This is a genomic window from Pseudidiomarina halophila (assembly GCF_003987215.1).
In the GTDB taxonomy this organism is placed as follows: domain Bacteria; phylum Pseudomonadota; class Gammaproteobacteria; order Enterobacterales; family Alteromonadaceae; genus Pseudidiomarina; species Pseudidiomarina halophila.
In genome coordinates, this window is the sequence record NZ_PIPW01000001.1 from 359737 (window position 1) to 385157 (window position 25421).

Annotated in this window: 25 protein-coding genes; 16 read left to right on the forward strand and 9 right to left on the reverse strand. The window is 51.0% G+C overall.

Going from position 1 to position 25421, the window contains the following annotated elements; genetic code table 11:
* Position 1 precedes the first annotated feature (1 nt).
* Positions 2-1405, reverse strand: a complete 1404-nt coding sequence (locus tag CWI69_RS01640) for a class II fumarate hydratase (protein ID WP_126761286.1) — start codon at positions 1403-1405, stop codon at positions 2-4.
* Between the two features lie 66 nt (positions 1406-1471).
* Here CWI69_RS01640 and CWI69_RS01645 point away from each other — a divergent pair, with 66 nt between their 5' ends.
* From CWI69_RS01645 to CWI69_RS01660, 4 genes are read left to right on the forward strand one after another with little or no spacing between them, the layout of a single operon-like run.
* Positions 1472-2134 (forward strand): methylamine utilization protein, encoded by a 663-nt coding sequence (locus tag CWI69_RS01645; RefSeq protein WP_126761287.1) that lies wholly within the window; start codon positions 1472-1474, stop codon positions 2132-2134.
* On the forward strand, positions 2124-4418 hold the full coding sequence (locus tag CWI69_RS01650; RefSeq protein ID WP_126761289.1) for a putative bifunctional diguanylate cyclase/phosphodiesterase: 2295 nt from the start codon (positions 2124-2126) through the stop codon (positions 4416-4418). Before CWI69_RS01645 ends, CWI69_RS01650 begins: the two co-directional genes overlap by 11 nt.
* Positions 4399-5253 carry a DUF3034 family protein gene (locus CWI69_RS01655; RefSeq protein ID WP_126761291.1) on the forward strand — a complete coding sequence of 285 codons (855 nt, stop codon included), beginning with the start codon at positions 4399-4401 and terminating at the stop codon, positions 5251-5253. Before CWI69_RS01650 ends, CWI69_RS01655 begins: the two co-directional genes overlap by 20 nt.
* Before the next feature lie 12 nt (positions 5254-5265).
* Positions 5266-5694: a group I truncated hemoglobin gene (locus CWI69_RS01660; protein WP_126761293.1), complete on the forward strand. Its 429-nt coding sequence runs from the start codon at positions 5266-5268 to the stop codon at positions 5692-5694.
* Between the two features lie 75 nt (positions 5695-5769).
* Here CWI69_RS01660 and ychF read toward each other — a convergent pair whose 3' ends face one another.
* The 6 genes from ychF to lolB form a co-directional block, all read right to left on the reverse strand.
* Positions 5770-6861: a redox-regulated ATPase YchF gene (ychF, locus tag CWI69_RS01665; RefSeq protein ID WP_126761295.1), complete on the reverse strand. Its 1092-nt coding sequence runs from the start codon at positions 6859-6861 to the stop codon at positions 5770-5772.
* A gap of 1 nt (position 6862) precedes the next feature.
* Complete coding sequence (pth, locus tag CWI69_RS01670; RefSeq protein ID WP_126761297.1) at positions 6863-7456, reverse strand: aminoacyl-tRNA hydrolase; 594 nt, start codon at positions 7454-7456, stop codon at positions 6863-6865.
* Positions 7457-7463: 7 nt separating this feature from the next.
* Entirely contained in the window at positions 7464-8150 is a 687-nt protein-coding gene (locus CWI69_RS01675; protein ID WP_126761299.1) for a 50S ribosomal protein L25/general stress protein Ctc, read from the reverse strand.
* A 125-nt stretch (positions 8151-8275) separates the two neighbouring features.
* The gene (locus tag CWI69_RS01680; RefSeq protein ID WP_126761301.1) at positions 8276-9223 is read right to left on the reverse strand and encodes a ribose-phosphate pyrophosphokinase; all 948 of its coding nucleotides are present in this window, start codon (positions 9221-9223) and stop codon (positions 8276-8278) included.
* A gap of 8 nt (positions 9224-9231) precedes the next feature.
* Complete coding sequence (gene ispE, locus CWI69_RS01685) at positions 9232-10113, reverse strand: 4-(cytidine 5'-diphospho)-2-C-methyl-D-erythritol kinase (protein ID WP_241971013.1); 882 nt, start codon at positions 10111-10113, stop codon at positions 9232-9234.
* Positions 10101-10730 carry a lipoprotein insertase outer membrane protein LolB gene (lolB, locus tag CWI69_RS01690; RefSeq protein ID WP_126761304.1) on the reverse strand — a complete coding sequence of 210 codons (630 nt, stop codon included), beginning with the start codon at positions 10728-10730 and terminating at the stop codon, positions 10101-10103. Before lolB ends, ispE begins: the two co-directional genes overlap by 13 nt.
* Positions 10731-10826: 96 nt before the next feature.
* Here lolB and hemA point away from each other — a divergent pair, with 96 nt between their 5' ends.
* From hemA to kdsA, 8 genes are read left to right on the forward strand one after another with little or no spacing between them, the layout of a single operon-like run.
* Entirely contained in the window at positions 10827-12089 is a 1263-nt protein-coding gene (hemA, locus tag CWI69_RS01695; RefSeq protein WP_126761306.1) for a glutamyl-tRNA reductase, read from the forward strand.
* 15 nt (positions 12090-12104) lie between these two features.
* Positions 12105-13196: a peptide chain release factor 1 gene (gene prfA, locus CWI69_RS01700; protein WP_126762787.1), complete on the forward strand. Its 1092-nt coding sequence runs from the start codon at positions 12105-12107 to the stop codon at positions 13194-13196.
* Positions 13196-14095: a peptide chain release factor N(5)-glutamine methyltransferase gene (gene prmC / locus CWI69_RS01705; protein WP_126761308.1), complete on the forward strand. Its 900-nt coding sequence runs from the start codon at positions 13196-13198 to the stop codon at positions 14093-14095. Before prfA ends, prmC begins: the two co-directional genes overlap by 1 nt.
* On the forward strand, positions 14085-14687 hold the full coding sequence (locus CWI69_RS01710; protein ID WP_126761310.1) for a response regulator: 603 nt from the start codon (positions 14085-14087) through the stop codon (positions 14685-14687). Before prmC ends, CWI69_RS01710 begins: the two co-directional genes overlap by 11 nt.
* The gene (locus tag CWI69_RS01715; RefSeq protein ID WP_241971014.1) at positions 14684-15061 is read left to right on the forward strand and encodes a SirB2 family protein; all 378 of its coding nucleotides are present in this window, start codon (positions 14684-14686) and stop codon (positions 15059-15061) included. The genes CWI69_RS01710 and CWI69_RS01715 overlap by 4 nt, the downstream gene beginning before the upstream one ends.
* Positions 15062-15075: 14 nt before the next feature.
* Complete coding sequence (locus CWI69_RS01720; RefSeq protein ID WP_126761312.1) at positions 15076-15888, forward strand: tetratricopeptide repeat protein; 813 nt, start codon at positions 15076-15078, stop codon at positions 15886-15888.
* Positions 15889-15934: 46 nt separating this feature from the next.
* Entirely contained in the window at positions 15935-17185 is a 1251-nt protein-coding gene (locus tag CWI69_RS01725) for a DUF819 family protein (RefSeq protein ID WP_126761314.1), read from the forward strand.
* Between the two features lie 12 nt (positions 17186-17197).
* Entirely contained in the window at positions 17198-18043 is an 846-nt protein-coding gene (gene kdsA / locus CWI69_RS01730; protein WP_126762791.1) for a 3-deoxy-8-phosphooctulonate synthase, read from the forward strand.
* 47 nt (positions 18044-18090) lie between these two features.
* Here kdsA and CWI69_RS01735 read toward each other — a convergent pair whose 3' ends face one another.
* Positions 18091-18759 carry a hypothetical protein gene (locus CWI69_RS01735; RefSeq protein ID WP_126761316.1) on the reverse strand — a complete coding sequence of 223 codons (669 nt, stop codon included), beginning with the start codon at positions 18757-18759 and terminating at the stop codon, positions 18091-18093.
* A gap of 108 nt (positions 18760-18867) precedes the next feature.
* Between CWI69_RS01735 and psrA the strand changes: the two genes are divergently transcribed.
* A complete protein-coding gene (gene psrA, locus CWI69_RS01740) occupies positions 18868-19497 on the forward strand; it encodes a TetR family transcriptional repressor PsrA (RefSeq protein ID WP_126761318.1) in 630 nt (209 codons plus the stop codon).
* A gap of 67 nt (positions 19498-19564) precedes the next feature.
* Complete coding sequence (locus tag CWI69_RS01745) at positions 19565-21868, forward strand: acyl-CoA dehydrogenase (protein ID WP_126761320.1); 2304 nt, start codon at positions 19565-19567, stop codon at positions 21866-21868.
* A 31-nt stretch (positions 21869-21899) separates the two neighbouring features.
* Here the strand turns inward: CWI69_RS01745 and ettA are convergent, their stop codons facing one another.
* Complete coding sequence (gene ettA / locus CWI69_RS01750) at positions 21900-23564, reverse strand: energy-dependent translational throttle protein EttA (RefSeq protein WP_126761322.1); 1665 nt, start codon at positions 23562-23564, stop codon at positions 21900-21902.
* A 124-nt stretch (positions 23565-23688) separates the two neighbouring features.
* Between ettA and glyA the strand changes: the two genes are divergently transcribed.
* Complete coding sequence (glyA, locus tag CWI69_RS01755; protein WP_126761323.1) at positions 23689-24945, forward strand: serine hydroxymethyltransferase; 1257 nt, start codon at positions 23689-23691, stop codon at positions 24943-24945.
* Between the two features lie 26 nt (positions 24946-24971).
* On the forward strand, positions 24972-25421 hold the full coding sequence (gene nrdR, locus CWI69_RS01760) for a transcriptional regulator NrdR (protein WP_126761325.1): 450 nt from the start codon (positions 24972-24974) through the stop codon (positions 25419-25421).

Sequence of the window (25421 nt, forward strand, 5' to 3'; positions counted from 1 at the left end):
ATTACTCCTTATCGTTTGAGGTCCCGGGGATGCCCCCATGGGTAAGTTGTTTCGGGTCGAGCAGGCGTTCCAGTTCGTCCCGTGAAAGATCGGTCATTTCGTCAGCGACATCGATGATCGGACGTTGTTCTTTGTATGCCTGTTTGGCGATCGCGGCGGCCTGGTTATAACCGATCACCGAGTTCAGGGCGGTGACCAGAATAGGATTGCGTGCTAACGCCTCATTCAGGCGTTCATGCTTAACGGTGAAGTCGGCAATGGCCTGATCTGCCAGTGCTGTCATGGCATTAGCGCTGATTTCAATCGATTCCAGCAAGTGATAAGCCACCAGGGGTAACATCACATTCAACTGAAAGTTACCTTGCTGGGCTGCGGTAGCAACGGTTGAGTAACTGCCGGCAAGATGCGCTGACACCATGGCGACGGCTTCGGGAATGACCGGATTCACTTTGCCCGGCATGATACTACTGCCCGGTTGCAGGGCGCGCAGTTCAATTTCACCTAAGCCGGCCAGAGGGCCGCTGTTCATCCAGCGCAAGTCATTGCTGATTTTCATGAGCACCGCACCACAACTATTCAGGGCGCCTGCCAATTGTAGGTTCAGTTCCTGCCCGGAAATTCCGGCAAAAGGGTTGTCTGCCGCGCGAAATGTCTGTTCGGTGCGCTCGCTTAGTGCGTCACAAAAAAGCCTGCGGAAGTCATGTGGAGCGTTGATGCCGGATCCCACCGCGGTACCCCCTTGCGGTAATTCCCGCAGCCGTTCGATGACCTCATTGACATTGGCCTGACAGTGGTGCAGCTGGGTGCCCCAGGCACGAAGTTCCTGAGCCATGGTGATAGGCATCGCATCCATCAGGTGCGTGCGACCGGTTTTTACGACCTCTTCAAGTTCGCGCGCTTTAGTTTCGATGGTGTGTTGCAGGTGAATAATGGCGGGTAACCAGTGTTGTGTTAAGGCCAGTACCGAACTTACCTGAATACAGGTTGGGATCACGTCGTTACTGCTCTGGCTGCAGTTGACATGGTCATTCGGATGAACCTCCGGGCCGTTGGCACGGCTAACGGTTTCCGCCAGCACTTCATTCATATTCATATTAGTACTGGTACCCGAGCCGGTCTGAAAAATATCCAGCGGAAAGTGTTGGGTAGTTTGTTCATTAATGACACTTTCTGCGGCGCTAACGATGGCGTCAGCTTGCTCTTTAGTAAGCAGGTCGAGCTCAGCATTGGCTTCTGCCGCGGCCGCCTTGATTTGCGCAAGGCTGTGAATAAAGCGCAGCGGAAAGCGCAAGGTGCTGAGGCCAAAGTTTTGCCGTGCGCGTTCCGTTTGCGCTCGCCACAATGCATCTGCTGGTACGTCTATCTCTCCCATGCTATCTTTTTCAGTACGAACTTGAGTCGACATTATAGGTTCCTCATTGATCAAGTGTTTTTGGACAACTAGTGATCTAGTTATAAGCATGGGGTGTAGATGCGAAACTTTCAAATAGCAGCGCTGTTATTTCTTCTGGGGAGCGCTGCTGCCAATTTCAGTCACGCCCGTGAACTCACCGTACGCGTGAACGATGAGAAGGGCGCGCCATTACCAAAAGTCATCGTATCAACCGAACATCCTGGTGCAGAATCTTCGTCGGATAACGCTGTCATGGATCAGGTCGACAGACTATTTAAACCCTTTATTCTCACCATCAAGCCAGGTACAGCGGTAAACTTTCCAAATAGTGACAACATTCGGCACCAGGTGTACTCATTTTCGCCGGCAAAAACCTTTGAAGTGCCACTTTACAGCAATCGGGAGGCGCCGCTGATCACTTTCCCCAGTGCCGGCGTAGTGGTATTAGGTTGTAATATCCATGATCACATGCGCGCATACATTTATGTCAGTCCGCATGCTCAATCAGTGCCGACAGATGCCCAGGGAGAGGCCATCTTGGAAATAGCCGACGGCGCGACCGCAGTCAACTTCTGGTACCCCGGACTGGGTGAAAGTGCCACCGCAGAATACACGGTGGCCGTTGGCGCTGAACAGAGCTCACTGAACGTCACTTTACCGGTGACACGACAGCAACAAAACCCGCCAGAGACATCACCCTTGCAAGAGCGTTTTAACCGGCTGAAGCAGAATGTTAACTAGTTTTCGCAGCAGATTATTATTGCTCTTTATCGGCCTCGCAGGTGGGGTGTTGGTGGTGACGCTCATCGCAGTAACCGTAGCGACACAGAATCAGGCGAAACTGACAGTGGAACGCGAGTTGGTGGTCAGTGAGCGGGTATTGGGCGAGCTGATTAGTATTCGTGGCGAACAGTTGCTGCAAGCCGCTCAGGTACTGGCTGATGATTTTGGCTTCCGCGAAGCCGTAGCCAGCGGTGATCAGGATACTTTGATCTCCGCTATGGTCAATCACGGAGAACGGATTGGTACTCAGTTGATGGCCTTGTACCGGCCTGACGGTACCGAGCTGGCGACCACCCATGATTTACCTGCGATCCAGTCGATTGCTGATTTCCGCGGTATTCGCCGCGTTGATGACGAGTTGTTCCAGCTGGTTACGGTACCGGTGCGGGCGCCGGACGTGATTGCTTATGCGACGCTGGGCTTTGTAGTCGATGATGCCTTAGCGCAATCGATGAAACAGCTGACGAATGCTGATATTACTTTTTTTGATGCCGACAGCAGCCAAATTTTTGCCTCAAGTTTACCGCTTTCCCAACGGCAGGGATTATTAGACGCAGCGCAACAAGAGCGCGTAGAGGACTGGCTTACTGAGGGCGGTCTGGCGGGTCACTTAGCGGAATTGAACGAGGTTAATTTGTTGGTCAGTGCCTCGCGCGCAGAAGCTACTCAGGAATACCAGACCCTGCGCAGTCAGTATTTTGGCTTTGGTCTGGCAACCTTGTTAGTGGCGCTGGCTCTTGCGATTGCCACCGCTCGTCAGTTTAACAAGCCGTTAATGCGTCTGACCGCGGCCGCTGAAGCGCTGCGCCAGGGGGATTATGACGAGCCTGTTGAGCTTGAGCGCGACGATGAGTTCGGTAAGTTGGGTGAAACTTTTAATACCATGCGGGGTGCTATTGCTGAACGTGAACAACGCATTATCTATCAGCTCGAGCACGATATTCTGACGGGTCTACCCAATCGTAAATCTCTGCATCACTATCTTCAGGCGCAACTCGAGGACCAACAAAGTGGTTATGTGGTAACCATGAATATTCTGCGGTTCCGTGCGCTTAACGATCGACTTGGCCAGGGCTTCGGTGACAAAATTCTGCAGTTGGTCGCTCAGCGCCTGAAGCAGGAATTTATGACTGATTGTTTTATTGCGCGTCTGGCGGGTGATGAATTTGTCCTGGCGTGCAATGAGAACTTGAAAAAAGCGGAGTTACAACAGCGTTTACAACGTTTGGTAAATGAACCCTGGCAAGTTGGTGAGACCCCTTACCGACTTGAGTTTCGTGCGGGCCTGGTGCGTTACCCTGAGCAAGGGGATGAGGTTGATGCGTTATTGCGCCGGGCGCAACTGGCGGCACGGTTGGCGCAACAGAGTAAGCAACTGCTGGCGGCCTACCAGCAGGGCAGTGACGAAGACTACATGCGCCGTTTACAAATTCTGCAAGCGCTTCCTGAAGCCATTAGTGCGCGCAAACTTAATCTCCATTATCAGGCAAAGCTTTGTTGTCGCAGCGGTGAAGTTTTAGGTGTTGAAGCCCTGATCCGTTGGCAGCATCCCCAGCTTGGTGTGATCCGTCCTGATGAGTTTATTCCGCTGGCAGAACAATCCGGCGATATCCTGCGGGTAACGCGTTGGGTTTGCGAAACCGCACTTGATCAACAGCAGTACTGGCTGGAACAGGGACGCAAATTGCAGGTGGCGATTAATTTATCAGCAATTGACTTACAGGACGAAAAGCTGGTCGAATTTATTCGACAGCAACTGGAAAAACGCAAGTTAGCGGCGGCTAATCTGACGCTGGAAGTAACTGAAAGTGCGGTAATGGCAGATCTTGAACAGGCGCAGGAGCGCTTAGCTCAGCTACGACATCTGGGCGTAAAAATCGCGCTTGATGACTATGGCACGGGTTACGCATCATTGGCACAACTGAAGTATTTACCCGTTGACGAACTGAAGCTCGATCAAAGCTTCATCCGGGGTTTAAAAGACGATGCCAACGACCGCATTATTGTCCGCTCAACCCTACAGTTAGCCTCGCAACTGCACCTAACGACGGTCGCTGAAGGGGTGGAAGAGCAATCGGTCTGGTACCTGCTGCAGGAAATGGGTTGTGATACATTGCAAGGTTATTACTTTAGTCGCCCTTTAGCCGCACAGGAATTCGAACAATGGCTTGGCGAGCAGGCGTTAACTTTCTCTCAGCAAGCCCGGGACAGCGGAAAACAGCATGATAAAACTCTACTCTAACTTTCTTGTGAGCGGTGTGCTGGCCAGTACTATTCTACTGTGCCCAATCGCCTATGCCGATAATGGTAAACTGCTGGGCACCGGCGCCGTAACCAGTATCGAAGGTGCTGGAGGTGGTGGCATCGTGCCCTGGGCGACCACGGCAAGTTACGCAGAGAAAGGCGAGTGGGGCTTCACTGTGAACGGGAACTTTGCTGATGTTGACGACTTTCAATTAGGAGTCCAAAGCTTAAATGCGACCTACGGCAATCGCATAGAAGTGAGCTACGCGCAGCAGCGGCTGGGCCTGAATACCATTGGTGGTGACTTAAAACAAGAAATCTACGGGTTAAAAGTACGGGTTGCGGGTGATGTGATATACGGCGATTTACCGCAGTTGAGCGTCGGTGTTCAGCATAAACGCAATACCACCTTTGCCTTGCCAGAAGCGGTCGGAGCCACCGATGACACTGGCACCGACGTTTATGTCAGTGCGGCTAAAGCGTGGCTTGCCGGTCCTTTTGCCCGTACCTGGGTGGCGAATCTCACTTTGCGTGCGACCAAGGCAAATCAGTTGGGTTTATTAGGCTTTGGTGGTGATAAAAATGACGACTACGAGGCGATGGCCGAAGCCAGTCTCGGCATGTTTATTAACCGACACTGGCTGGTCGGAGCCGAATACCGGCAGAAACCAGATAACTTAGGTTTTGCTCAGGAATATGACTGGCGTGATGTTTTTGTCGGTTGGTTTCCGAATAAGTCGGTAGCAGTGGTGGTTGCTTATGTCGATCTGAAATCGATTGCCGGGTTGCCCGATCAAAGCGGCGCCTACGCTTCTGTACAAATTAGCTTTTAATAAGGTGAGGCGATGAATTACTTTGCAATTCTGCTTGCTGCGCTGGCGCTATTGCTAGGCTCAACAACCGCGCAAGCCCGCACGGATGCGTCACTCTATCAGGAGTTGGGCGCGAAACAGGGCATAAGCGATCTGATGGCGGTGTTTGTACTGGAAATCGCTCAGGACGAGCGCGTTATCCACCATTTTGATAACGTCGATATCGACCGTTTCCACCGTATGCTAAGCCAGCACTTGTGTGAACTGACCGGCGGCCCTTGTGAATATACAGGAGCTGACATGGTGGAGGTGCATACGGGGATGGCGATCACCAGAGCCGAGTTTAATGCCATTGTTGAAGACTTAATTACCGCCATGGAAAAAGAGGGGATTGCGGTCAGCACCCAGAATCGATTATTGGCGATATTGGCGGAGTTTCATGGGGAAATTGTGGGTCAGTGATTGCGCTGCATAAGCATTGCGAATAATAAAAAAGGCCGCTTCAGTAGCGGCCTTTTTCGATTAGAGCGTATGCAGTTAAACGTTAAAGCGGAACAGAATCACATCACCGTCTTTTACGATATATTCTTTGCCTTCTTCGCGGCGTTTGCCGGCTTCTTTAGCACCTTGCTCACCTTTGTGCGTGACGTAATCGTCAAATGCCACCACGACTGCGCGGATAAAGCCTTTTTCAAAGTCGGTATGAATTTTACCAGCGGCTTGTGGCGCGGTCGCACCGATCGGAATGGTCCAGGCGCGAACTTCTTTCGGTCCAGCGGTAAAGTAGGTCTGCAAGTTCAGTAGTTCATAACCACCACGAATGACCCGGTTCAGGCCTGGCTCTTCAATACCAAGGTCGGCCATAAACTCAGCTTTCTCGTCATCATCAAGCTCGGCGATTTCCGATTCGATCTCGGCGCAGACAGGAACCACGATTGCATCTTCGTTAGCAGCAATTTCGCGGACTTTATCTAAGTACGGATTATTCTCGAAGCCATCATCATTGACGTTGGCAATGTACATGGTCGGCTTCAGAGTTAATAAATTATACGAACGAATGGTCGCGCGCTCATCTTTAGTCAGAGCGATGGAGCGGGCCATCTCGCCATTTTCCAGCGCCGGTAACAGCTTTTCCAGCACCTGAATCTCGGCGACTGCTTGCTTGTCACCACCTTTTGCTTTCTTCGACTGGCGATGAATAGCTTTTTCAACACTGTCTAAGTCAGCCAATGCAAGTTCAGTATTGATGATTTCAATGTCGGCTTGCGGGTCAACTTTGCCTGCAACGTGGACAATATTATCGTTTTCGAAGCAGCGCACGACGTGGCCGATAGCATCGGTTTCACGAATGTTAGCAAGGAACTGGTTACCTAAGCCTTCGCCTTTGGAAGCGCCTTTTACCAATCCGGCAATGTCGACGAACTCCATGGTCGTCGGTAGCACCCGCTGCGGATTAACGATTGCAGCCAGCTCATTTAAACGCGGATCAGGAACCGCAACCACACCAGTGTTTGGCTCAATGGTGCAGAATGGGAAGTTAGCTGCCTCAATACCTGCTTTGGTGAGGGCGTTGAACAAGGTTGACTTACCAACGTTAGGTAAACCAACGATACCGCATTTAAATCCCATCTTAATTCTCGCTCTGTGCTTTGAAACTGTGTAATTGCTGTTGTGCTGCCCGCATGTCGCCATTTATCAATAGCTCGATGCTGGTGCAGGCTTGCGTAATGGTATCGTCCATCAGATGCTGTTCGGCAGCCGGAGCTTTACCGAGTACATAACCTGTCACTTTACTTTTATGGCCAGGATGACCGATACCAATACGTAAGCGATGAAAGTCCGGGCTACCAATAGCCGCGGTGATATCTTTAATTCCATTATGACCGCCACTACCCCCACCGGTTTTAAATTTTGCCACACCGGGTGGTAAGTCGAGCTCGTCGTAAGCCACTAAGATTTCATCAGGTTGGATCTTAAAGAAGTTTGCAAGTGCCGCTACTGCCTTGCCGCTTTTGTTCATAAAGGTCATGGGCTCGAGTAAACGTACGTCCCAACTGCCTTTTTGCAAGCGGGCGGTGTGGCCAAAATATTTAGGTTCGGGCTGCAAGGTTTGTCCGTGTCGGCGAGCGAATTCTTCGACCAACCAGAAGCCTGCATTGTGGCGGGTTTGCAAATATTCGGGGCCTGGATTACCCAGGCCCACGATTAAACGAATTGTCGACATGACAGACTTATTCTTTGTCTTGCTTGTCTTCGTCTTCGCCTTCTTCACTTTCTTTAGTGGTTGGAACTTCCGCAGAAACTTCTTCAGCTTCTGGTTCTGGTTCTTTTTCAATACGTGGTGCAACGATAGATACAACCGCCTGATCGTGATCTTCACCTTTCGTCAACTCAACCAGTTCAACGCCGTTTGGCAATTGCAGGTCGGTCAAGTGCAGGTTACTACCCATCTCAAGGTTTGCTACATCAACTTCCAGATATTCTGGTAAGTCTTTCGGCAAGCACGTAACTTCCACGTCGTTCACATGGTGAACGATAACACCGCCGTCGTCTTTTACGCCTTTCGCAGTCGTCTCGTTCAGGAAGTGCAATGGAACGTGAGTATGCAATTTCTGACCTTTCTCAACGCGTTGGAAGTCAAGGTGAGTCAGTTTTGGCTTGTAAGGGTGGCGTTGGATATCTTTCAAGATCGCCTGATGCTTTTTGCCGTCAATGACTAAAGTCAAAATGTGCGAGTAAAAAGCTTCGAAGTCCGCCATGTTGTTCACTTTGTTGTGATCCAAGGTTAGCGAAACCGCTTCTTTGTTCGCACCGTACAAAATTGCAGGCACTTTTTCTGCGCGACGCAGGCGGCGGCTCGCACCTTTCCCTGTATCCTGACGCAGTTCTGCTTGAATAGTAAAATCTATAGTCGACATATGGAGTGTCTCCGTTAAATAAAAATAAGCCGGCTATTCGCGACCAAATACCCGACACTTTCCTGAAATTCTTTTTGTCAATTTCGAGGGCGCGGAATAGTACCACTCGCGCCCTCGAAATTCAATCAATACTCGAACATTGCCGAGATAGACTCTTCATTGCTGACGCGGCGTAGGGCTTCAGACAACATGCCACTGAGGGTAAGCTGATGAACTTTGTCCAGTGCTTTCATTTCGGCACTCAACGGAATGCTATCGGTAACGATCACCTGATCAATGTTTGATTCGCGAATATTCTTCACCGCATTACCTGAAAATACAGGGTGGGTAGCGTAAGCGAATACCCGTCGTGCGCCGTTTGTTTTTAATGCGTCAGCGGCTTTACACAAGGTGCCGCCGGTGTCGATCATATCGTCAACGATGATGCAGTCACGGTCCTGAACGTCACCAATAATGTGCATGACTTGTGATTCATTAGCGCGTGGGCGACGTTTGTCGATAATCGCCAGGTCAATATCGTTCAACAGTTTGGCGATAGCACGTGCGCGCACTACACCGCCAATATCCGGCGAGACGACGACCGGGTTGTAGAACTCCTGCTGGCGCAGATGTTCGAGTAGTACCGGGCTACCGAATACGTTATCGACCGGAACATCGAAAAAGCCTTGAATCTGTTCGGCATGTAAATCGACGGTCAACACGCGATCAACGCCAACGCTGGATAAAAAGTCAGCGACAACTTTAGAGGTAATAGGAACCCGTGCTGAGCGTACCCGGCGATCCTGGCGAGCATAGCCAAAATAGGGCATTACTGCGGTAATACGACCGGCAGAAGCACGGCGCAGCGCATCAACCATCACGATGAGTTCCATCAGGTTGTCATTGGTTGGTGCGCAGGTAGATTGCAGAATAAAAACGTCAGAACCGCGGACGTTCTCATTAATCATAACGCTGATTTCACCGTCACTAAAACGGCCTACTTCGGCGTCGCCGAGTTTAATAAAGAGTCGGTCAGCAATTTTCTGGGCGAGTTCTGGCGTGGCGTTGCCAGCAAAAAGCTTCATGTCAGGCACACTAAACCTCAATCATGGTTGGTCAGGTTGTCAGTTGAAGCCTGCCGCAGTAGCTGGCAGACCGGGGATTCATTCAGGCCTCGCGCGACAAATCCGGTCCATTGTGCAGGCATCCTTGCAAGGGCAGCGCGTGCCATCTCTTGGCTTTCAAATGATCCGAACAGGCATGCTCCGGTACCGGTAAGCCGAGTCGGCGCGTATTCTACCAACCAGTCGAGGGCATTGGCAACTTCGGGATACAAACGTCGGACCAAAGGTTCGATTACATTTTCTGTTTGTTGGCTCTGCCAGTCATGGCTGGCAATAGGCGGGCAATCGCGCCGCAGGTCCGGATGCTGGAAGATACTCGCTGTGCTTATCTGCACTCTAGGATCAACGACCAGGTACCAGGGGCTGCTCGGCGTTACCGGGGTAAGCTGTTCGCCAACACCTTCCGCAAACGCAGCATGGCCATTAACAAATACCGGCACGTCGGCACCAAGCTGTAAGCCAAGAAGCAATAAATCAGAGGTACTGATCGGCAACTGCCATAGCTGGCGCAGTGCTAATAAAGTGGTTGCAGCATCCGATGAACCACCACCCAAACCACCACCGTAAGGCAATCGTTTGTCGAGAATAATGCGCACCCCTTGTGGTGGCAGCTGGTTTTCCTGTGCCCACTGCTGCAACAGGCGTGCGGCACGCACCACCAGATTATCGTCGTTCTCGAGGACGGGATCGGAACACTGAAACTCCAGTGTTGGTGTCACTAACCGGGTAAAGCTGAGACTGTCCTGGGCATCCAGAAACTGAAATACAGTCTGCAGCTCATGATACCCATCTTCGCGCCGACCGGTAATATGCAGAAATAAATTGAGTTTGGCTGGCGCCGGAAGAATTAAAGTTTCCACTGGCGGACCTTGAGTTTGATTCGCCATTCGGCGCTGGCAAGTTCCAGTTGATGAGCGAGCAGATACTGTTGCTCAGCCTGGTAGTTGCTTAGCTCAACCTGCCAATTTTGCGTCGGGGTGGTCACTACATACCGATTCAACGTGGCGTAAGGCTGACCGTTCAGCTCATGCAACTGATAGCTCAGTTGCACTGCGTCCTCCGGTCGCCGGCCGGTGATGACCTCGCTGAGCAGCTGCAAGGGCAGCTGATAATCGAATATGCGTGCAATCAGTTGCTCGGCAGTGACGCCGTAATAAGCCTGCCCATCCTGATCGAAGAAGGTGGCACCGGTAAGATCTTCCTCGAGCCGCGCCAGGGTGCCTTTCAACGGATGATAAAAACGCAGATTCATTTTGGCAGGGGTGTGACTCCACTCAAGGTAAACCGCGTCACGGTCATCCTCATTGAGATTAATCATCGCGATTTGTCCGCTGATGCTCCAGTCAGTCAAGCTGGCTATGGCCTGCTGGTGGCGAGCAGCGGCATTACGATCGACTTCACTCAGCGGAATTTCCGGAGGTGCTGCCGCACAGCCACTCAGGAGTAAGGCAACGATTAGCAGTAGACGTACTTTCATCAGGGTTTCCCGCAGTTGGTGTGCTTTTCATCATCCGGCCTTTAACGTACAATTAGCGGCGTTTCGCAGTGCCAGAGGCTCGCATACGTTCTCATTATGACTATTTTTGCACTCGGTGTTAACCATAAAACCGCTTCGGTTGATTTGCGCGAGCAAATTGCCTTCTCTCCTGAGCAGCTGCATCAGGCCTTGCCGGCCTTGCGAGCGCAACCAGGTGTGCGCGAAGCTGTTATTGTTTCGACCTGCAACCGTACCGAGATTTATTGTCACGCGGATGGTCATGACGGGCCGTCTGCGGATCTGCTGCTGGGCTGGTTAGCAGGGTACCATGGGGTATCAGCAACCCTATTGCAAGAACACAGCTACTGCCATACGGATGCTGAAGCCATTGACCATCTGATGCGGGTCGCCAGTGGCCTGGATTCACTTATCCTTGGTGAGCCGCAGATTTTAGGGCAGGTAAAGCAGGCTTTTCAATTTGCCAAGAATCAGGCCAGCGTCGGCGGAATTTTAGAGCGTTTGTTTCAACAGACGTTTCATATTGCGAAACGGGTGCGTAGTGAAACTGCGGTCGGCGAGAATGCCGTTTCCGTGGCATTTGCAGCGGTCAATCTGGCGCGGCAGATATTTGCCGATTTAAATCAGGCTTCAGTGCTGTTGGTGGGCGCAGGGGACACCGCCGAATTGGTTGCCCAGCATCTTACTGAAATCGGGGTCAAGCGCCTCAGTGTTGCCAATCGGACGTTAATGCGCGCAGAAGCTGTCGCAGGTATGTTTGGCGGTCAGGCTCATACTCTCGGTGAATTACCCGAGTTACTGCCGCAGGCTGATATCGTTATCAGCTCTACCGCCAGTACCCTGCCTATCATTGGTAAAGGCTTAATCGAGAGTGCCCTGAAGCAGCGCCGGCGCAAACCCATGTTGTTGATTGACCTGGCGGTGCCTCGTGATATTGAAGCTCAGGTGAACGAACTCAATGATGCGTACCTGTATAGTGTCGATGATTTACAGGGCATTATTCAGGAAAACCTGCGTAACCGCGAGGAAGCAGCGAGTCAGGCACACAGCATGATCGCAGAACAAACCGCAAGCTTTATCAGCTGGTTGCGGACCCTTGATCACGTCGATATCCTGCGTGACTTCCGGCAACAGACAGATCAGTTGGCGCAGGAACAATTACAACGGGCGCGCAATCAACTCGCGGCCGGCAAGCCTGCAGAAGAAGTACTGGGTGAGTTAACCCAACGTTTAACCAATCAATTCCTGCACGCACCCACACGGATGATGCGTGAGGCCGGGGCAAAAGGCGATTATCAGACCTTGGCCATATTTCAACAAATCTATAATGATAACGACTAAGGTTTCTTTGCAATGATGAATCCTTCAATTACCCGTAAGCTTGAAGCTTTGCTCGAACGCTATGAAGAAGTCCAGCACTTACTCAGTGACGCGGGGATTATTGCTGATCAAGATCGTTTTCGCGCTTTGTCGCGGGAATACTCGCAGTTAGAAGAATTGGTAAAATGTTTTCGCGATTATCAACAGGTACAGGAAGACGCTCAGGCTGCTGAAGAAATGCTGGCCGAAGATGATGCCGAAATGCGTGAAATGGGCCAGATGGAGCTTGATAGCGCCCAGGCTAAGCAAGAAGAGCTTGAAGAACAGTTACAAATTTTGCTGTTGCCGCGCGATCCCAACGATGACCGGGCGTGTTACCTTGAGATCCGGGCCGGAGCAGGAGGCGATGAAGCCGCTATCTTTGCCGGTGACCTGTTCCGTATGTACAGCCGTTATGCTGAGCAGCAAGGGTGGAAAGTTAGCATTGTGAGCGCCAATGAAGGTGAACACGGTGGTTACAAAGAAGTCATTGCGCATATCTCCGGCGACGGAGCCTATGGACGCATGAAGTTTGAATCTGGCGGCCATCGGGTACAGCGTGTGCCAGAAACTGAATCCCAGGGTCGGGTCCATACCTCGGCCTGCACGGTGGCGGTGTTACCGGAAGTACCGGAAGCGGAAGCTATTGAGATCAACCCAGCTGATCTACGCGTAGATACTTTCCGTGCCTCAGGTGCTGGTGGCCAGCACGTGAACCGTACGGATTCCGCAATACGCATCACCCATCTACCTTCAGGGTTCGTGGTTGAGTGTCAGGACGAGCGTTCACAACACAAAAATCGGGCCAAAGCCATGTCGGTGTTGCAGGCTCGCTTACAGCAACAGGCCGACGACAAACGCCAGCAGGAAGAGCAAACCACTCGTCGCAGCCTGGTAGGTAGTGGCGATCGCTCTGAGCGCATTCGAACTTACAACTATCCCCAGGGCCGCGTGAGTGACCACAGGATCAACCTGACCCTTTATCGGCTGGATGAGGTGCTGGGCGGTTCACTGGATTTGCTGCTTGATGCGATCGTGCAAGAGCACCAGGCCGATCAGCTTGCGGCGCTAGCCGAAGCTCAGGGTTAATGACAGCATCACTGCCAGCGCAGTCTCTGCGTGCAGCCATAGAATGGGCGCAGGGGCAGCTCAACAGCAGCGCATCGGCGCGTCTGGATGCGGAAGTGTTGCTGGCGCATGTGTTGAATAAATCCCGCACCTATTTGCATACCTGGCCCGAGCGCGAGCTCGATGCGCAGCAGCAAAAACAGTACGCGAACCTGGTCGCAGCCCGGGCGAGCGGAAAGCCAGTTGCACACTTAACCGGCACCCGGGAATTCTGGTCACTTGAGCTGTTGGTCAATGACAGCACTTTAATTCCGCGTCCCGATACTGAAATACTGGTCGCCAGGGTGCTGCAACTTGACCTGCCGCAGCAGGCGCAGGTACTCGATTTGGGGACTGGCACCGGTGCCATCGCGCTGGCACTGAAAAGCGAACGGCCCGGCTGGTCGCTGGTCGCGTTGGACCAATCCCCGGCGGCAGTGGCTTTAGCGCAGCGCAACGCCGCTCGTCTGGAACTCGATCTTAAGGTCATGCAAAGTCATTGGTTTAGCGCGCTGCAATCAGCTGAGACAGGCGGTTTCGATGCTATTGTTGCCAATCCACCTTATATAGCTGCTGACGACCCGCACTTACAACAGGGCGACGTGCGCTTCGAACCTCACTCCGCGCTGGTCGCTGAACAAGAAGGTCTGGCTGATCTGATGCACATCATTGCTCAGGCGCGGAGCTTTCTCAATGATGGCGGCTGGTTAGTGCTTGAACATGGCTGGCAACAAGCCGCTGCCTGCCGGGACTATTTAACGGCTGCAGGCTATACAGCTGTAGCGAGTGGCAGGGATTATGCTAATCTGGAACGCATTAGCTATGGTCAGTGGCGCCACACTGGTGGAAAAACAAGGAGCGCAGTTAACCATGTCGAATGATTTTATTTTTGCCAATGATCCGCAAGAGCCTGCGAAAGCGGAAACGTCGAATACTAAGGTGAAATGGAAGTTACTTATTGTCGATGATGAAAAAGAAGTTCATGCAGTAACACGGCTGGCACTGATGGACGTGCTTTTTGAGGGCGCGGGACTGGAGTTTATTAGTGCGCACTCACTGGCAGAGGCAAAACAGCAGATCGACCAGCATCCCGATTTGGCCATCGCCTTATTAGATGTGGTCATGGAAACCGATGATGCTGGTCTTCAGGTCGCGAACTATATCCGCCGTGATCGTGAAAATCGCTTCACCCGCATTATTTTGCGGACCGGGCAACCGGGGCAGGCGCCCGAACGTGCCGTGGTAATGAATTACGATATTAATGATTACAAAGCAAAAACCGAGCTTACTTCGCAGAAATTGTTCACCAGCGTGATGTCGGCGTTACGCTCGTACCGTGACATCATGCGCGTGGAGCGACAACGACAAAGCCTGCAGCGTCGGCTCGATCAGATTAATGATTTATTAAAACACAATTATCCGCAAGCCTGGCAAGCGGTCCAACAACAACAGCAAGAAGAGGACGACACGTGATTCCATTTGAAGCTTTGAAACATCTCCACGTCACTTTTGTAGTCTTAAGTGTGGTATTATTCGCGTTGCGATTTTTTTGGCGGTGTATCGATGCCAAAGTTGCGCAACAAAAATGGGTCAAAATTGTACCGCACATTATTGACACCTTATTGTTGCTGACAATTGTTGGCATGCTGCTGCATTGGCAGCAGTGGCCATGGGATACCGCCTGGTTAGGTAACAAATTATTAGGCCTGATTGGCTACATAGTGTTTGGCTTAGTGGCAATGAAAGCAACTACTCCAGCGTTCCGTTACGGCGGTTTTATCGTCGCTTTAGGCTGGATCGGTTTCTTGTTTCATGTCGCTTTTTCGAAACAAGCTCTTATCGGTTAAAAAAATAGGATTGTATGCAGTTTTCGTACCTTGAACACGTTGATCATGAGCTCCTTCCCACTATTGAAATTCTTTGGGAGGTGAGCCGTGTGTTTAATTCTGACAGTGATCATTATGTCAGCTCCTTTTACCAGCAGCTAAATGGTCTTAAAGACAATTCTGAGTTGGCTGAAAAAGAGGGGAGTGAACGGTTGCGGGAACTCTGTAAACAGTTCTATTTTCAGTTTGCGTTCAGTAAAGCGCCAGAGTCGATGTTGACCACCAAGCGGGTTCTGCTTGACCGGGCAATTCGCTTGCGTACCGGAGAACCACTGACTCTGGCTCTGCTACTACAAGAAGCTGCCTCCTATCATGGTTTAGTTCTGGAACTCATCGACTTCCCAGGTTATCCGTTGTTGCGCTTTGATTATGAACAGTGCAGCTACTTCGTTGACCCTAGCAATGGTGAATTGCTGCTGGATCAACAGGTGCAGGAGCGTTTTGAAGACGCGACCGACGAAGACGACGAGGACTTTAGCTGGGAAATGCTGGAAGCTGCGGATCAAAAGACGGTGATTGTGCGTTACCTGTCCGAATTAAAGCATGCATTGATCGCAGATCGGCGGTTTGCCGACGCATTGACTACAGTGCACATGTTGCTTGCCGTATTACCTGATGACCCTTACGAGATTCGGGATCGCGGCTACATTCTTGAAGAACTTGACTGTAATCATGTTGCGGTTGACGACTATCAGTATTTTGTCGAACAATGCCCCGATGATCCAAGCGCACAGCTGTTGCGCTTACAACTTGAAAACTGGACCACGCCACAGACGGTTCTGCATTAACCTCTGGCGTCTAAACATCCACTAAAATAAGAATAAAGAGGTAGTCGTGGAAGCAACTCCTTTAATTACTAATGATGGCGTTATTTTTGGTCTTCTGACCGTTATTCTTGGCGTCATTTTCTATACCCAGCAAAGTACTCACTCCTTTTGGCAGAAGTTTTACCAGTGGGTACCTGCGCTGTTATTGTGTTACTTCATTCCTTCGCTGTTAAATACCTTTGGCATTGTCGCTGGCGGAACTACCGGTGTTTACCCGTTAGTCATGTCCTATTTGCTGCCCGCGTGTTTGGTTCTACTTACCTTAAGTCTCGATTTAAAAGCGATTCTCCGGTTGGGGCCAAAGCTGCTGATTTTATTTCTGACCGGTACCCTGGGTATCGTCATTGGCGGACCTATCGCATTGCTGCTGGTCTCATTGATTTTCCCTGAAATGCTCGATGGCGCTGGACCTGAAGCTGTATGGCGCGGTATGACAACCGTGGCCGGTAGCTGGATCGGCGGCGGCGCAAACCAGGCGGCAATGAAAGAAGTCTACGAAGTCGGTGGTGAAATATTTTCGGCAATGGTGACGGTCGATATCATTGTTGCCAACTTATGGTTGGCGGTCTTGTTATTTATGGCCGGCAACAGCAAGAAAATTGATCAACGCATTGGTGCGGATACCAGCGCCATTGAAAGTATTAAAACGCGGATTGAAAGCTACGAATCGGAACACCGACGCGAAGCGAAACTTCCCGACTTCATTTTCATTCTGGCGGTTGGTTTCGGTGTGGCGGGCATCGGTCATTTAGGCGCGGATTTTCTCGCGCCTTATATCGCCGAGAACGTTCCTGCACTCGTGGATTTCAGTTTAGATAAGAAATTTTTCTGGTTGATCGTAATCGCAACGACCCTGGGTGTAGCTTTGTCCTTTACGCCGGCGCGTAAGCTTGAAGGAGTAGGTGCCTCAAAAATGGGTTCTCTGATCGTCTATCTGCTGGTCGCCACTATTGGTCTGCAAATGGATATCAGTGCGATTGTTGAAGTGCCTAAATATTTCTTGATTGGTGCTATCTGGATGTTGGTGCATGCCGGCCTTATGCTAGGCGTCGCGCGCTTGCTAAAAGCTCCGGTGTTTTACATGGCTGTGGGTAGTCAGGCCAATGTCGGTGGTGCGGCTTCGGCACCGGTGGTTGCGTCAGCATTCCATCCGTCGCTGGCGCCGGTCGGTGTATTGCTGGCAGTGTTAGGTTATGCGCTTGGTACTTACATGGCCTATATTTGTGGACAAATCCTTCGCGTCATCGCTACCGGCTAAGGAATTAATGTGATCAATACGCAAATTATTAAAGTTGGCGACGTGCAGGTGGGAAACCACTTGCCGTTCGTTTTATTTGGCGGCATGAATGTACTTGAGTCGCGCGATCTGGCGATGCAAGTTGCTGAGCATTACGTTGAAGTGACGCAGCGCTTAGGAATACCCTTCGTGTTTAAAGCCTCATTTGATAAAGCCAATCGCTCATCGATTCATTCTTATCGGGGCCCGGGACTAGATAAAGGACTGGAGATATTTGCGGAGATCAAGCGCACCTTTAATGTACCCATCATTACCGACGTACATGAACCGCAGCAAGCGAAACCTGTTGCTGAAGTAGCCGATATCCTGCAATTGCCTGCATTTCTGGCGCGTCAGACCGACCTGGTGGTGGCGATGGCCGAAACCGGGGCAGTGATCAATGTGAAGAAGCCACAGTTTCTTGCACCTCAGGAAATGCGGCATATTTTGAAAAAATTTGCCGAAGCTGATAATCGCAAGGTTATTTTGTGCGAGCGTGGCAGCTCTTTCGGCTACAACAATTTAGTTGTAGACATGCTCGGCATGGACGAAATGCGACAAATGGCACCGGTGATGTTTGACGCCACGCACGCATTGCAACGGCCAGGTGGTCGTGCGGACTCAGCCGACGGACGGCGGGCGCAAGCTGCTGTGCTGGCACGTTCGGGAATGGCGCTGGGCTTAGCTGGCTTGTTTATTGAAGCTCATCCGGATCCAGATCAGGCAAAATGTGATGGACCCTGCGCTCTGCCGCTTGCAAAACTCGAGCCTTATTTGCAGCAGATGCAGGACGTCGATAATTTAGTCAAGAGCTTTGCGGAATTAGATACCAGCAATTGATCGCGAACGACAAAGAAAAAGGCGCTCAGTTGAGCGCCTTTTTTTTGTTACGGGCGGAAAATTTGAATGCGATGCGTATTATCCCCTGGATTGGAAATCATCGCAGTGCGATAGTCGGTGCTGAACCAGCTCGACTGAACCATCGCGGCATGGAAATTCGACATATAGTCCATCGGGGTATCCAAACCACTAAACTCAACCACGCAGATGGTGGTGCGACATTCGATGCTATTGAGCACTGCTGTTTGTAACTGTTCATTATCTTCATACACATGAGTGATGCTTTCTTGCATGAAATAAGCCCAGTCCTGATCGATGGCTTCGCTCTGCATGCGTTCTTCCAACCCATCAACCAGAAGATGCCTACGAATCAGGTCGTCCAGCTGTTCTGTCGATAGCTTACCGCGCAATTGCTCAAGAGTTTCGTCGATTTCGGCGCTGTTGTTAACGTTGCTCTCTGCGTTTTCGTTTGCTTCGTTATCAGCTGATGTCAGGGTGGCGCTCTGTGTTTCACCGGAAACCGTTTCACCGGATTCTGCTGAGGGTATTGGTTGCGCAGCGGGGGCCTGAATATCGGCGCGGTTTGGAACTTTCATATTTTCAGTATTCGCGCTGGTCAGAGAGTCCGCCGGCATAGGAGTTGTTGCTTGCTGCCATAGGGCTATGGCTAAAAATGCAATCACACTAAGGTAGAGTAGATGGGTAAGTTTATTCATTGTTCTAAGTCCTTCCGCTGGCACGAGATTATGCTAAACTGATCTAAAATTAAAACGCATGTTTAAAATGTACGTTCTAAACAAACAGCTAAAAAGTGAGACGTTTCTATGACGAAGCGAGCAACGACCAAAGATAAAATATTAGACGCCGCAGAGGTGTTGTTTGCGGAACACGGGTTCAAGCAAACTTCGCTGCGCCAAATCACCGCTGAAGCCGAGGTGAATCTTGCTTCAGTAAATTATCACTTTGGCTCAAAAAAAGCGTTGATTCAAGCAGTAATGGCACGTTACCTGGAAGTATTCATGCCATCGCTGGCGACTGAGTTAACCCAGCTGGATGCGGGTTTTTCTACCCGTGATGTTTTTGAATGTTTTCGTACGCCATTAGCCGAGCTGCGACACGTTCGCAAACATGGACCTACGCTATTTCTCAGTTTGCTGGGCTATGCTTACGCGGAAATTCAGGGACACTTGCGACGCTATACCATGGACCAGTTTGGTGACGTTATGGCGCTGTTGCTCGACACCCTGCATCAGGCAAATCCACAATTAAGTCCCATCGATATGTTTTGGCGTCTACACTTTGTATTAGGCGCTACGGTTTTTGCGCAAGTTTCAGGACCAGCATTGCGTGAAATTGCCGCAGCTGACTTTGGTGAGGCCGTCGCTGCAGACCAGGTGATTGATCGCTTAATCCCGTTTTTAGCGGGTGGCGTGGATGCCACTGTCGCTGAGTAGCATTCAAACGAATACGGAACATCATTACCAAACACAAGATTACCAAATACAAATAGAAAGGTAGGTTATGGAAATTTTCATTCTTTTAGTCGTAGCCGTCGTGCTGATATTCGCGGTTAAAGAGATCCGGCGCAGCTTGATCAGCCGGCCCATGTTTGCGTTTTTCAAACGTGTTCTGCCACCACTTTCCAACACCGAACGTGAAGCCATGACCGCCGGCGATGTATGGTGGGACGCCGAGCTTTTCAGTGGCCGTCCGGACTGGCACAAATTCCAGCAAGCGAAACCGCCGCAATTCACTGAAGATGAACAGGCGTTCATTGATGATCAGTTAGAAACTCTGCTGGCTATGCTTGATGATTTTAAAATCGTGCAGCAGGACTGCGACATGCCGAAGAAGGTATGGGATTACATCCGCAAAGAGAAATTCTTTGCCATGATCATTGGTAAAGAGTTTGGCGGTCTTGATTTCTCACCTGCGGCAAACTCACATATTGTTTCGCGCATAGCCACACGCTCGATAAGTGCTGCAGTTTCAGTCATGGTGCCAAATTCCCTTGGCCCTGGCGAATTGTTAACCCATTACGGCACGGATGAGCAGAAAAACTATTGGCTGCCTCGTTTAGCTGACGGCACCGATATTCCCTGCTTTGCGCTGACGGCTCCGGAAGCTGGGTCTGATGCGGGGGCGATACCGGATACCGGTATCATCTGCAAAGGTGAACATGACGGTGAAGAAGTGGTCGGTATTCGTCTCAACTGGGACAAGCGTTACATTACGCTGGCGCCCGTTGCGACAGTGCTTGGCTTAGCATTTAAGCTTTATGATCCTGATGGTTTAATCGGTGATCAGGAAGATATCGGTATTACCTGTGCGTTAATTCCTACGGATCATCCGGGTGTGGAAACCGGAGAACGCCATTTACCCCTTAATCAGGCGTTCATGAACGGGACCACCTACGGTAAAGATGTTTTCATCCCACTAGACTGGATTATCGGCGGTCAGGACTACGCTGGCAAAGGCTGGCGCATGTTGATGGAATGCCTGTCGGCAGGCCGTGGCATTTCACTGCCAGCCCTGGCGACGGCAACCGGACATCTGGCGCAGCGGATGACCGGTGCTTATGCTTATGTCCGCCAACAGTTCGGCCTGCCGATTGGCAAGTTTGAAGGTGTGCAGGAAGCTTTGGGCCGTATTGGCGGGACCAACTACACCATTGAGTCCATGCGCCGGCTAACTGTTGCCGCCCTGTGCGAAGGAAAAAGTCCGTCAGTCATTACGGCGATGACCAAGTACCACATGACTGAGATGGGACGGCAGGTGATTGAAGCCGCAATGGACGTGCATGCCGGTAAAGGCATTCAGCTTGGACCAAAAAACTACCTCGGGCATGGCTATATGGCCACACCAGTTTCAATTACCGTTGAAGGCGCTAATATTCTGACCCGAAACCTGATGATCTTCGGGCAGGGTGCAACACGTTGCCATCCTTATGTACTAAAAGAGATGGAAGCTGCGGCGAATCCGGATGAAGAACAGGGATTGCGCGAGTTTGACGGGCTGTTGTTGAAGCATATTGGCTTTGCCGCCAGTAATTTCTTCGGTAGCTTGTGGATGGGACTGACGGGTGCCCGGTTCAATTCGAGCCCTGTTAGTGGGCCGACGGCGCGCTATTATCAGCATTTGACCCGGATGAGCCGGGCGTTGGCATTGACGGCAGATGTGGCAATGTTGATTCTGGGCGGCGATTTGAAGCGAAAAGAAATGCTTTCTGCCCGTCTTGGTGACGTACTTAGTCACTTATACATGGCCTCGGCGGTATTGAAACGCTACGAAGACGACGGTAGACAAAATAGTGATTTGGTTTATGTCGACTATGCGATACAACACCACCTGCATGCTATAGGTGAAGCTTTTAATGGGTTTTTTGCTAACTTCCCTAACCGGCCTATTGCCTGGAGTCTGCGACTTGCCATTTTCCCGTTCGGCATCCATTATCAGGCGCCACAAGATGAGGTCTTGCAGGACATTGCAGACAGCATGATGGAACCTGGAGTTACCCGCGATCGGCATACCTTCCTCTGCTACTGGAAAGATGATCCGAAGGATATGACGGGGCATATGGAGTTAGCGTTTACCGCTATGAAAGCCCATGAAGCCATTTATAAGCGTCTGCAGAAAGCTGAGAAGCGCGGCGAAATACCGCAAGATTTGGCTGGAGATGAATTGGTCAAAGCGGCGCGTAAAGCAGATTTATTAAGTGCTGATGAAGCGAAAAGCCTGAAGAAAGTTGAGAAGCTTCGTATCGCTGCTATTGCGGTCGATCAGTTTGCTCCCGGAACCCTGGAGAAGAGAACGTTCGCCAAATAGGCGAACGTTCCTGCAGTACTTAATTACCAACTTAGCCGATCGGTTTATAACGCATGCGGTGCGGTTGCATCGCTTGCTCGCCGAGGCTTTGCTTCATGTAGGCTTCATAATCCGTGTAGTTACCTTCGTAGAAGTTAACCTGGCCTTCGTCACGGTAATCAAGGATGTGAGTCGCAACTCGGTCAAGGAACCAGCGGTCGTGCGAAATCACCATTGCTGAACCCGGAAACTCGAGCAGGGCTTCTTCCAATGCCCGCAATGTTTCGACGTCAAGATCGTTGGTTGGCTCATCGAGTAACAACAGGTTACCGCCGGCTTTCAACAGCGCCGCCAAATGCACGCGATTACGCTCACCCCCGGACAATTCGCCGATGCGCTTCTGCTGATCGTTACCACGGAAGTTGAAACGACCGACGTAAGCACGGCTGTTGATCTCAAAGTTGCCAATGCGCAGGATATCCTGACCTTCTGAAATTTCCTGCCAGACGGTGTTCTTGTCATCCATGTTGTCACGGAACTGATCGACACTGGCGAGTTGTACGGTTTCACCCAGTTCAACTTTACCGCCGTCCGGCTGCTCTTTGCCGGTGATCATCCGGAATAAGGTAGATTTACCCGCGCCGTTCGGACCGATGATGCCGACAATCGCACCTTTAGGGACACTGAAGCTTAGATCGTCGATCAACACGCGACCATCGTAAGCTTTCTGCAGATGCTCAACCTCGAGCACTTTATCACCCAGGCGTGGACCTGGCGGAATAAACAGCTCATTGGTTTCGTTACGCTTCTGATAATCACCACTTTGTAATTCTTCAAAACGCGACATACGGGCTTTGCTCTTCGCCTGCCGGCCTTTCGGATTCTGCCGCACCCATTCAAGCTCCTGCTTAATGCTGCGCTGGCGGGCTTTTTCGCTCTTTTCTTCCTGTTCAAGGCGTTTTTCTTTCTGTTCCAGCCAGGACGAGTAGTTACCTTCCCATGGAATACCGTAACCGCGGTCAAGTTCCAGAATCCAGCCGGCCACATTGTCGAGGAAATAACGGTCGTGGGTAATGGCTACGACAGTACCATCGTACTCGTGCAGGAAGGTTTCCAGCCAGGCGACAGACTCGGCATCCAGGTGGTTGGTCGGTTCGTCAAGCAGCAGCATGTCAGGCTTGCTTAACAGCAAACGACAGATGGCCACGCGGCGGCGCTCACCACCGGATAGAACACCAATTTTGCTGTCCCATGGCGGCAGCCGCAGCGAGTCAGCAGCACGCTCGAGAATATTCTCAAGGTTATGGCCGTCTTTGGCCTGAATAATGGCTTCCAGCTCACCCTGACGTTTTGCCAGAGCATCAAAATCAGCATTTTCGTCAGCGTAGGCAGCGTAGACTTCATCCAGTTCGGTCAACGCGTTTTTCACCTCGGCAACGGCTTCTTCAACAGTTTCGCGAACGGTTTTGGATTCGTCGAGCTGTGGCTCCTGTGGCAGGTAACCGATGTCGATACCGGCCAGCGGGCGTGCTTCACCTTCATACTCTTTATCGACGCCTGCCATAATGCGCAAGAGGGTGGATTTACCCGCACCGTTTAGACCTAATACGCCGATTTTGGCGCCCGGGAAAAACGACAGCGAAATGTCTTTTAAGATGGTCTTTTTCGGCGGGACAACTTTACTCACCCGCGACATTGAGTAGATATACTGTGCCATAGCAGCAACAATTCCTTCGTTCGACTTGAATAAGGCTGCTATTTTAACCCTTAAGTTGGCGTGAACCCAAGTATATTGGTAAACTACGGCGCAAATGATGTCCCGTATGAAGTCAGGAGCCCCGATGTTAAAAAATGACATGAACATTGCCGATTACGATGCTGATCTCTGGCAAGCGATGACTGGCGAGGTTAAGCGCCAGGAAGAACATATTGAGTTGATTGCCTCAGAAAACTACACCAGTCCGCGTGTGCTGCAGGCACAGGGCTCACAGCTGACCAACAAATACGCGGAAGGTTACCCGCACAAGCGTTATTATGGCGGTTGTGAGTACGTCGATATGGTTGAAGATCTGGCCATTGAACGTGCCAAGCAGTTATTTGGTGCCAAGTATGCGAATGTGCAACCGCACGCGGGTTCACAAGCTAACTCGGCGGTGTTTTTAGCGCTACTGCAAGCTGGTGACACTGTACTGGGCATGAGCCTGGCCCACGGTGGTCATTTGACTCACGGCTCTGGCGTTAACTTTTCCGGTAAACTCTATAACGCGATTCAGTATGGCTTAGATGAAAGTACCGGTGAAATTGATTACGCCGAAGTGCGTGAGCTGGCGCATGAGCATAAGCCGAAAATGATTGTCGCTGGTTTCTCGGCGTACTCAGGCATCATCGACTGGTCAAAATTCCGTGAAATTGCCGATGAAGTCGGTGCCTACTTGTTGGTTGATATGGCGCACGTAGCCGGTCTGGTTGCTGCGGGTCTTTATCCAAGCCCGATCCCTCATGCTGACGTTGTCACCACCACTACCCATAAAACGTTAGCAGGCCCACGCAGTGGTTTGATTTTGTCAGGTAAAGATGATGAAGCGCTGCACAAGAAATTAAACAGTGGCGTATTCCCGGGTAGTCAGGGTGGCCCGTTGTGCCATGTTATCGCGGCAAAAGCAGTAGCATTTAAAGAGGCCATGGAGCCTGAATTTAAAGCCTATCAGCAGCAAGTGCTGACCAATGCCAATGCAATGGTAAAAGTGCTGCAGAAACGCGGTTATAAGATCGTGTCTGGCGGTACGCAAAATCATTTGTTCCTGGTGGACCTTATCGACAAAGATATTACCGGTAAAGATGCCGATGCCGCGCTTGGCAACGCATTCATCACGGTAAATAAAAACTCGGTGCCGAACGACCCGCGTTCACCTTTTGTGACCTCAGGTCTGCGTTTAGGCACGCCGGCGATTACCCGTCGCGGTTTCAAGCAAGCTGAAGCCGAGCAGGTCGGTCACTGGATTTGTGATGTACTGGATGACATCAGCAATGAAGATAAAATTGCTGAAGTCCGTGAACAGGTAAAAGCGTTGTGTAAACGCTTCCCGGTTTACGGCTAAGCAGGTTAAAGCTAAAGGGAAGAGTTATGCATTGTCCGTTCTGTGGCACGCAAGATACTAAGGTAATTGACTCACGTCTCGTGGCGGACGGCGCTTCTGTGCGCCGCCGACGCGAGTGCAGTGAATGCAAAGAGCGTTATACGACCTTTGAAACCGCAGAACTGATCATGCCGCGCGTAATCAAGTCGGACGGCTCCCGTGAGCCGTTCAACGAAGATAAATTACGCAACGGTTTGCTGCGCGCGCTGGAAAAACGTCCCGTTAGTCTGGAAGCCATGGAACAGGCAATTCAAAACGTGAAGTCGGCGTTACGGGCAACCGGTGAACGTGAAATTACCAGCCAGGTGATTGGCGGACTGGTAATGGAAAACCTTAAAGCGATCGACAAAGTGGCGTACATTCGTTTTGCGTCAGTGTATCGCGCCTTCGATGATATCCGCGAGTTCGGTGAAGAAATCGCTCGCCTGAACGACTAA

Excerpts from the sequence above, each read along its gene's own strand:
- CWI69_RS01710 (WP_126761310.1), top strand. The coding sequence starts at position 14,085 with ATGTCGAATGATTTTATTTTTGCCAATGATCCGCAAGAGCCTGCGAAA.
- CWI69_RS01745 (WP_126761320.1), top strand. The coding sequence starts at position 19,565 with ATGGAAATTTTCATTCTTTTAGTCGTAGCCGTCGTGCTGATATTCGCG.
- CWI69_RS01655 (WP_126761291.1), top strand. The coding sequence starts at position 4,399 with ATGATAAAACTCTACTCTAACTTTCTTGTGAGCGGTGTGCTGGCCAGT.
- CWI69_RS01660 (WP_126761293.1), top strand. The coding sequence starts at position 5,266 with ATGAATTACTTTGCAATTCTGCTTGCTGCGCTGGCGCTATTGCTAGGC.
- ychF (WP_126761295.1), bottom strand. The coding sequence starts at position 6,861 with ATGGGATTTAAATGCGGTATCGTTGGTTTACCTAACGTTGGTAAGTCA.
- prmC (WP_126761308.1), top strand. The coding sequence starts at position 13,196 with ATGACAGCATCACTGCCAGCGCAGTCTCTGCGTGCAGCCATAGAATGG.
- CWI69_RS01640 (WP_126761286.1), bottom strand. The coding sequence starts at position 1,405 with ATGTCGACTCAAGTTCGTACTGAAAAAGATAGCATGGGAGAGATAGAC.
- hemA (WP_126761306.1), top strand. The coding sequence starts at position 10,827 with ATGACTATTTTTGCACTCGGTGTTAACCATAAAACCGCTTCGGTTGAT.
- ettA (WP_126761322.1), bottom strand. The coding sequence starts at position 23,564 with ATGGCACAGTATATCTACTCAATGTCGCGGGTGAGTAAAGTTGTCCCG.
- nrdR (WP_126761325.1), top strand. The coding sequence starts at position 24,972 with ATGCATTGTCCGTTCTGTGGCACGCAAGATACTAAGGTAATTGACTCA.
- CWI69_RS01645 (WP_126761287.1), top strand. The coding sequence starts at position 1,472 with ATGCGAAACTTTCAAATAGCAGCGCTGTTATTTCTTCTGGGGAGCGCT.
- CWI69_RS01650 (WP_126761289.1), top strand. The coding sequence starts at position 2,124 with ATGTTAACTAGTTTTCGCAGCAGATTATTATTGCTCTTTATCGGCCTC.
- glyA (WP_126761323.1), top strand. The coding sequence starts at position 23,689 with ATGTTAAAAAATGACATGAACATTGCCGATTACGATGCTGATCTCTGG.
- psrA (WP_126761318.1), top strand. The coding sequence starts at position 18,868 with ATGACGAAGCGAGCAACGACCAAAGATAAAATATTAGACGCCGCAGAG.
- lolB (WP_126761304.1), bottom strand. The coding sequence starts at position 10,730 with ATGAAAGTACGTCTACTGCTAATCGTTGCCTTACTCCTGAGTGGCTGT.
- CWI69_RS01735 (WP_126761316.1), bottom strand. The coding sequence starts at position 18,759 with ATGAATAAACTTACCCATCTACTCTACCTTAGTGTGATTGCATTTTTA.
- CWI69_RS01720 (WP_126761312.1), top strand. The coding sequence starts at position 15,076 with ATGCAGTTTTCGTACCTTGAACACGTTGATCATGAGCTCCTTCCCACT.
- pth (WP_126761297.1), bottom strand. The coding sequence starts at position 7,456 with ATGTCGACAATTCGTTTAATCGTGGGCCTGGGTAATCCAGGCCCCGAA.
- CWI69_RS01675 (WP_126761299.1), bottom strand. The coding sequence starts at position 8,150 with ATGTCGACTATAGATTTTACTATTCAAGCAGAACTGCGTCAGGATACA.
- prfA (WP_126762787.1), top strand. The coding sequence starts at position 12,105 with ATGAATCCTTCAATTACCCGTAAGCTTGAAGCTTTGCTCGAACGCTAT.